5 protein-coding genes are annotated in these 6,833 nt (G+C 57.0%); 1 reads left to right on the plus strand and 4 read right to left on the minus strand.

What is annotated here, in order from left to right:
• Nucleotides 1-129: 129 nt before the first annotated feature.
• The 4 genes from AAC083_RS09260 to apbC form a co-directional block, all read right to left on the minus strand.
• Nucleotides 130-1,602 (minus strand): inorganic phosphate transporter, encoded by a 1,473-nt coding sequence (locus AAC083_RS09260; protein ID WP_108536418.1) that lies wholly within the window; start codon nucleotides 1,600-1,602, stop codon nucleotides 130-132.
• Between the two features lie 443 nt (nucleotides 1,603-2,045).
• Nucleotides 2,046-2,627 (minus strand): dCTP deaminase, encoded by a 582-nt coding sequence (dcd, locus tag AAC083_RS09265; protein ID WP_108536419.1) that lies wholly within the window; start codon nucleotides 2,625-2,627, stop codon nucleotides 2,046-2,048.
• Nucleotides 2,628-2,690: 63 nt separating this feature from the next.
• Complete coding sequence (gene udk, locus AAC083_RS09270) at nucleotides 2,691-3,335, minus strand: uridine kinase (RefSeq protein WP_042037723.1); 645 nt, start codon at nucleotides 3,333-3,335, stop codon at nucleotides 2,691-2,693.
• 109 nt (nucleotides 3,336-3,444) lie between these two features.
• A complete protein-coding gene (apbC, locus tag AAC083_RS09275; protein WP_108536420.1) occupies nucleotides 3,445-4,527 on the minus strand; it encodes an iron-sulfur cluster carrier protein ApbC in 1,083 nt (360 codons plus the stop codon).
• A 186-nt stretch (nucleotides 4,528-4,713) separates the two neighbouring features.
• Here apbC and metG point away from each other — a divergent pair, with 186 nt between their 5' ends.
• The gene (metG, locus tag AAC083_RS09280) at nucleotides 4,714-6,747 is read left to right on the plus strand and encodes a methionine--tRNA ligase (RefSeq protein WP_108536421.1); all 2,034 of its coding nucleotides are present in this window, start codon (nucleotides 4,714-4,716) and stop codon (nucleotides 6,745-6,747) included.
• Nucleotides 6,748-6,833: the final 86 nt, after the last annotated feature.

Here is a 6,833-nt window from a genome sequence, read left to right on the forward strand (position 1 = left end):
AGAAACAAGTCATCGGCTCTCATCCCCTCCGTCTGACCAAACAAGTGCCTTGCACTCCCCCATTTAAATCTGCAGACATGAAAAAAGGGCCCGTAGGCCCTTCGTCAATGTCTGGGATATGCGCTGTTATCAGCCGCCAAACAGGCGGTGGCTGATAAGAAACAGGCCACCAGAGAGCAGCATGGTAAGCGGCAAGGTCAGCACCCAGGCCATCAATATGGTCTTGATGGTCTGGCTCTGCAGGCCTGACTTGTTCGCCACCATGGTCCCCGCTACCGCAGAGGAGAGGATATGGGTGGTGGAGACAGGCATACCGGTCAAACTGGCCACACCGATAGAAGCTGCAGCCGTGATCTGGGCGGCAATGCCCTGGCTGTAAGTCATGCCAGTGGAGCCAATCTTCTCGCCGACTGTGTAGACGATACGACGCCAACCCACCATGGTCCCGCAACCCAGCGCCAGTGCGATGGAGACGATCACCCAGGTCGGTGCATACTCGGCGGTCGCAGTCAGATCCTTGCGCCATTTAGCCAGATCGGTCAACTCCTTGGCCGGCAACGGCAGCTTGGACACCTTGCGGGCGGTGTCGTCAATACACAGCAGCAGGCGACGCACTTCCCGACGATTGGTCAGGTCCATCTCTTGATAGGTGCGCACAGCGCCAAGACGGGCATCCAGCGTTGCCATCGCCTGCAGCACGCCATCGGCGGAGCAGTGGGTCATCAGCTCTTCCTGAGCCGTTGCCGGCGCAGAGAAGTTGATAACACCAGAGAGCGCGGACTGGTTGCGCTGGTAGATCTCCATGATGCGCTGGTTGGCATCCTGAGTACGATCCAGCTCGTAGGAACGGCTGTTCATGTTCAGTGCGAAATAGGCCGGGGCCATGCAGATCAGCACCAGCATCACCAGACCAATGCCCTTCTGACCATCGTTGGAGCCGTGCACGAAGCTCACCCCCATGGCGGAAGCGACCAGAGTTAGACGGGCCCAGAACGGCGGATGCTTCTTGCCATCCACCAGCAGGCGCTCTTGCGGAGTCTTGTGGATTTTGCTGCCCAGCCAGACTCGCTTCATGGCAAACAACAACAGGGCTGCCACGATAAAACCAACGGTTGGGGAGATGATCAGGGAAAGCATAATGTCGATCGCTTTGGCGACGTTGATACCCTGAGTCAGCGGCTGATGGTTGAGCCAGGCATAGGCACCGCCCACCCCCAGAATGGAACCGATCAGTGTGTGAGAACTGGAGGCCGGAATGCCCAGGAACCAAGTCCCCAGATTCCAGACAATGGCGGAAAACAGCAGGGAGAACACCATGATTAAACCCTGGGTGGAATCCATGCCCAACAGCAAATCAATCGGCAGCAAGTGGACAATGGCATAGGCCACCCCCAGACCACCGAACATGACACCCAAAAAGTTGAAGATCCCCGATGAGACTACCGCCAGGTGAGCCGGCATCGCCTTGGTATAGATAACCGTTGCTACCGCATTGGCGGTATCGTGAAAACCGTTGATGAACTCATAGGCCAACACAAAAAAAACGGCCAATACCAAACCGATTGACCACCACAAACCCAAACCACTAAACATTTCAAACATAAAAACGAACCTGTTTATGAGTTGCGGCGGATTATGCCAGAAGGCTGGTTGTGCCATACCCGCTGTTGAAATATTTCAGTAAGAAAAAAAAAGAGCATTCTATCAAAAAATAACTTAAAGCCAGTCACCACAAGGCTTGTCTGCGATTAATTAAACAGATCCACGCTGACAAAAAAAGTCCCCAAATGGGGACAATTCATCACAATCTTGCACGGCGACACTGTGTTTAGCTCACCTTAACCGTCAGATTTCGACCGACAGAATCGCGACATCTGTACACCGGGCATGCGAAAGCAAGCCACTCCCCTACCCCTTTACACCCGTCCCATGCAGCCCTGTCGCCCCAATCCGTGCCAAACCCGAAAAAAAAGGGCGCCAATGGCACCCTTCGTTAACACCTTGCCACCGGTTCGGCTGTCGACCGGATCATGCAACACCGCTGGTCAATCCTGATTCATACGGCTGGCAACAGCACCCTGCTGGCTCTTGTACTTGGCATTTTCCCGCTTGTTATAGGGACGTGCCGCTACCCCGGAGAGCATCTCGAAGTTCAGGGCGCCTATCTTCATCTTGGGACGCAGCGCCAGCGGCAACTTGCCGCCGTTGTAGAACTCCAGCACGATGCGACCGGACCAACCCGGATCGATCCGGTGTGCGGTGACGTGCACCATCAACCCTAGACGGGCCAGGGAGGAGCGGCCATCCAGCCAACCGACGATGTCGGCCGGCAAAGTAACGGATTCATAAGTTACCGCCAACGCCAGTTGGCCCGGGTGCAGATAGAAGGCTTCCCCATCTGCAATGTGGATCTCGTCGCTCATCACCCGATCGATGGCATCAGCCATCTCGCCACTCGGGCCGCTCAAGTCGATATAGGGGGCAGTGTGATCGCGAAACACTCTAAACTCGTTGCCCAGCAGTACATCGACGCTGACGCCGCTGATCCGCTCAACACCGGGTCTTGGCTCAATGACGATCTTGCCTTCATCCAGATGGCGTTCAATATCGGTATCACAAAGACGCATTGGGCGACTCTCCTGACAAAATGTTCATTTAAAAAAGCCGGGCATCACCCGGCTTGTTTCATCTCAACCAATCAACATGTGGCGGATACGCGCCTTGAGCATGTCGATGGCGATGCGGTTCTTGCCACCACGGGGTACGATCACGTCCGCGTACTGCTTGGAAGGCTCGATAAACTGCAGGAACATGGGACGTACCGTCTTCTGATACTGCTTAAGCACGGAATCCATGGTACGACCACGCTCTTGCACATCACGCACCAGACGGCGCAGCAGGCAGATATCCAGCGGGGTATCCATGAAGATGGAGGCATCCATCAGATCACGTAAGCGACTGTCGGTCAGCAGCAGGATCCCTTCAAGAATGATCACCTTGCGTGGGGCAAAATGGCTTACTTCTGCCATCCGAGTATGCTCGGAATAGGAATATTGCGGGAGGTCTACCCCTTCCCCCTTGAGCAAAGAGCCAAGATGCTCAACCAGCAAGCTGTGGTCCATTGAGCTGGGATGGTCATAGTTGGTCTTGACCCGCTCTTCCATTGTCAGATGGGATTGATCCTTGTAGTAGCAATCTTCGGAGATGACACCGATTTCCCCCGCGCCCAGTTCGGCCACCAGCTCTTCATAAATGGTTTGGGCTATAAGGCTCTTGCCAGACGCGGATGCGCCAGCAATACCGATGATCACACACGAATGTTGAGTATCAGACATTGAAAATACCTAAAGAGAAGAGCAGTGGGGATTGTTTAAACCGATCCATTATATAAAAAAGGGTGAGCCATGCCCACCCTCAAATCCACCTCAACCACACGACAGCCGATTATTCATCCAGCGCCACCGTATAGAGGGGGGTCGCAATCGGTTTACCGCTGAAATAGAGTTCAGCCCCCACTCGCCGAGCCAGTTTCATATAGGCCTGAGCCAGGCTCCCTTCCGGTGCACCAAACACGGTCGGGCGCCCATCATCCATGTGCTGGCGGATATCAATGTGCAACGGCAGCTGACCAAGCAGTGCCACATGATACTGCTCAGCCATCTTCTGGCCGCCGCCGGTCCCAAACAGGGGCTCGTGATGACCGCAGGCACTGCAGAGGTGATAGCTCATGTTTTCTATGATGCCGAGCACGGGCACATTGACCTTGTTGAACATGGCGACTCCCTTGCGGGCATCCGCCAGCGCCACGTCCTGCGGCGTGGTCACGATCACCGCCGCCGAGGTCGGCACCTGCTGGGCCATGGTGAGCTGGATGTCACCCGTGCCTGGCGGCATGTCCACCACCAGATAATCCACCTCGCCCCAGCGAGTCTCGTGCAGGATCTGGGCCAGTGCCTTGCTCGCCATGGGGCCACGCCAGATGGTGGCGTCCTGCTCATCCACCAGATAGCCGATGCTGTTGCTCTTGAGGCCGCAGGCCATCACGGGCTCCATCAGCTTGCCGTCACGGCTGTTGGGGCGCTCCTTGAGCGTCCCCATCATGGTCGGAATGGAGGGTCCATAGATATCCGCATCCAGAATGGCGACTCGCGCCCCCTCCTTTTGCAACGCCAGCGCCAGGTTGACGGCCGTGGTGGACTTGCCCACCCCGCCCTTGCCGGAGGCGACCACCAGGATGTTGCGGATCCCCTGCACCGCTGCCAGCCCTTGCGCCCGCGGCAAGCTGGCCACCTCGATGTCACACACCCAGTCGATGCGAGTAGCGCCGGTGGCTCCGCGCAGCCGGACATCGAAGTCCTGCTTGATCTGCTCAAACAGGGAACGCCCGGCAAAGGGCAACACCAGCGCAATGGTCAGGCTTTTCCCCTGCAGCGCTGCGCTGCGCACAAACCCGGCCGCAACCAGATCCTGGCCCCACCCTGTCGGTTTAAATTCGGCCAGGATCTGTTTTACTGAATCAATCACCATTAACTCCTCATTATCTTGTCATTATCTTGAGGTGAACGGTTACCACACACAAATCAGTGGCTTGCCTGCTTGCCAACCAGCGCGAGCACCAGGGCGGACAGCGCCACAACCCTAGGCAGGCTACCCCCAATTCGGGTAACATGCACGGCACTGTATCATCCCAACAAGCACATCAAGAACGACTATATGGCAACTGATCCTCGTACAATGCTGGTAACCTGCGCCCTCCCTTATGCCAATGGCTCCATCCATCTTGGCCACATGCTGGAACACATCCAGGCCGATATCTGGGTTCGTTATCAGCGAATGCGCGGTCATCAGGTGCACTTCATCTGTGCCGATGATGCCCATGGCACCCCGATCATGCTCAAAGCGCAACAGATGGGGATCACCCCGGAAGAGATGATTGCGGCCGTCTCCAAAGAGCACCAGACCGACTTCGCCGGGTTCAACATCAGCTTTGACAACTATCACTCCACCCACAGCGACGAGAACCGCGAGCTGGCGGAGCTGATTTACGGTCGTCTGAAAGCCGGTGGCTTTATCAAGGGTCGCACCATCACCCAGCTGTTCGATCCGGAAAAATCCATGTTCCTGCCGGACCGCTTCGTCAAGGGCACCTGCCCCAAGTGCAAGTCTCCGGAGCAATACGGCGACAACTGTGACAGCTGCGGCGCTACCTACAGCCCGACCGAGCTTATCGATCCGAAATCCGCCGTCTCAGGCGCCACGCCAGTCATGAAAGACTCAGAGCACTTCTTCTTCGACCTGCCGCAGTTTGAAACCTGGCTGGCCGGCTGGGTGCGCGGTTCTGGCGCCATTCAGGAAGAGATGGCCAACAAGATGCAGGAGTGGTTCGAGAGCGGCCTGCAGCAGTGGGACATCACCCGCGACGCCCCCTACTTCGGTTTCGAGATCCCGGGTGCTCCGGGTAAGTTCTTCTACGTCTGGCTGGATGCCCCCATCGGCTACATGGCGTCGTTCAAGAACCTCTGTAACAAGCGCGGCGACATCGACTTTGACAGCTACTGGAACAAAGACTCCAGCGCCGAGCTCTACCACTTCATCGGTAAAGACATCGCCTACTTCCACTGCCTGTTCTGGCCAGCCATGCTGGAAGGTGCCAACTTCCGCAAGCCGACCAAGGTCAACGTGCACGGCTATGTGACCGTCAACGGCGCCAAGATGTCCAAATCCAAGGGCACCTTCATCAAGGCATCCACTTATCTGAACCACCTGGATCCGGAGTGCCTGCGTTACTACTACGCCGCCAAGCTCAACAGCCGCATCGACGATCTGGACTTGAACCTGGATGACTTCGTGGCGCGGGTCAACGCCGACGTGGTCAACAAGCTGGTCAACCTCGCCTCCCGCAACGCCGGCTTCATCGCCAAGCGTTTCGACGGCAAACTGGCCGACACCTGTGCCGAGCCCGAGCTCTACGCCGAGTTCGCCAATGCCAGCGCCTCCATCAGCGAGGCCTATGAATCGCGCGAGTTCAGCCGTGCCATCCGCGAGATCATGGCGCTGGCCGACAAGGCTAACCGCTATGTGGATGAGAAGGCGCCCTGGGTACTGGCCAAGCAAGAAGGGGCAGACGCCGAGCTGCAAGCGGTCTGCTCAGTCGGTATCAACCTGTTCCGTGTGCTGATGGCCTACCTCAAGCCGGTCATGCCGCTGTTGGCCGAACGTGCCGAAGCCTTCCTGGGTGAAACCCTCACTTGGGATGGTGTGGCACTGCCACTGACCAACCATCAGCTGACTCCGTTCAAGGCACTCTTCTCCCGCATCGAGCCCGCCAAGATTGAAGCCATGATCGAGGCCTCCAAGGAGGACCTTGCCAAGGAGCAAGCCCCCAAGATCACCGGCCCGCTGGCAGACGACCCCATCAGCGAGACCATCTCTTTTGATGATTTCGCCAAGCTTGACCTGCGGGTCGCACTGATCAAGAAGGCCGAAGCGGTACCGGAGGCCGACAAGCTGCTCAAGCTGCAACTGGATCTGGGCGGTGAAACCCGTCAGGTATTTGCCGGCATCAAATCTGCCTACAACACGGAAGATCTGGAAGGCAAGCTGACCGTGATGGTGGCCAACCTGGCGCCACGCAAGATGCGCTTTGGCATGTCCGAAGGCATGGTGCTGGCCGCAGGCCCGGGCGGCAAGGAGCTCTGGATCCTGGAGCCGCAGGAAGGCGCTCAGCCAGGCATGCGCGTCAAATAAGCACGCTTGCTCACCCCATGAGAAGAGAGGCCATTTGGCCTAATGCCAGTCAGTTAAGCCTGACTGGCATTGTTTTTATTTGTTTT

Origin of the sequence: Aeromonas sp. HMWF014 (genome assembly GCF_963878295.1) — a bacterium.
Classification (GTDB): domain Bacteria; phylum Pseudomonadota; class Gammaproteobacteria; order Enterobacterales; family Aeromonadaceae; genus Aeromonas; species Aeromonas popoffii.

Coding starts and splice junctions, on each gene's coding strand:
- AAC083_RS09260 (WP_108536418.1), bottom strand. CDS start 1,602: ATGTTTGAAATGTTTAGTGGTTTGGGTTTGTGGTGGTCAATCGGTTTG.
- dcd (WP_108536419.1), bottom strand. CDS start 2,627: ATGCGTCTTTGTGATACCGATATTGAACGCCATCTGGATGAAGGCAAG.
- udk (WP_042037723.1), bottom strand. CDS start 3,335: ATGTCTGATACTCAACATTCGTGTGTGATCATCGGTATTGCTGGCGCA.
- apbC (WP_108536420.1), bottom strand. CDS start 4,527: ATGGTGATTGATTCAGTAAAACAGATCCTGGCCGAATTTAAACCGACA.
- metG (WP_108536421.1), top strand. CDS start 4,714: ATGGCAACTGATCCTCGTACAATGCTGGTAACCTGCGCCCTCCCTTAT.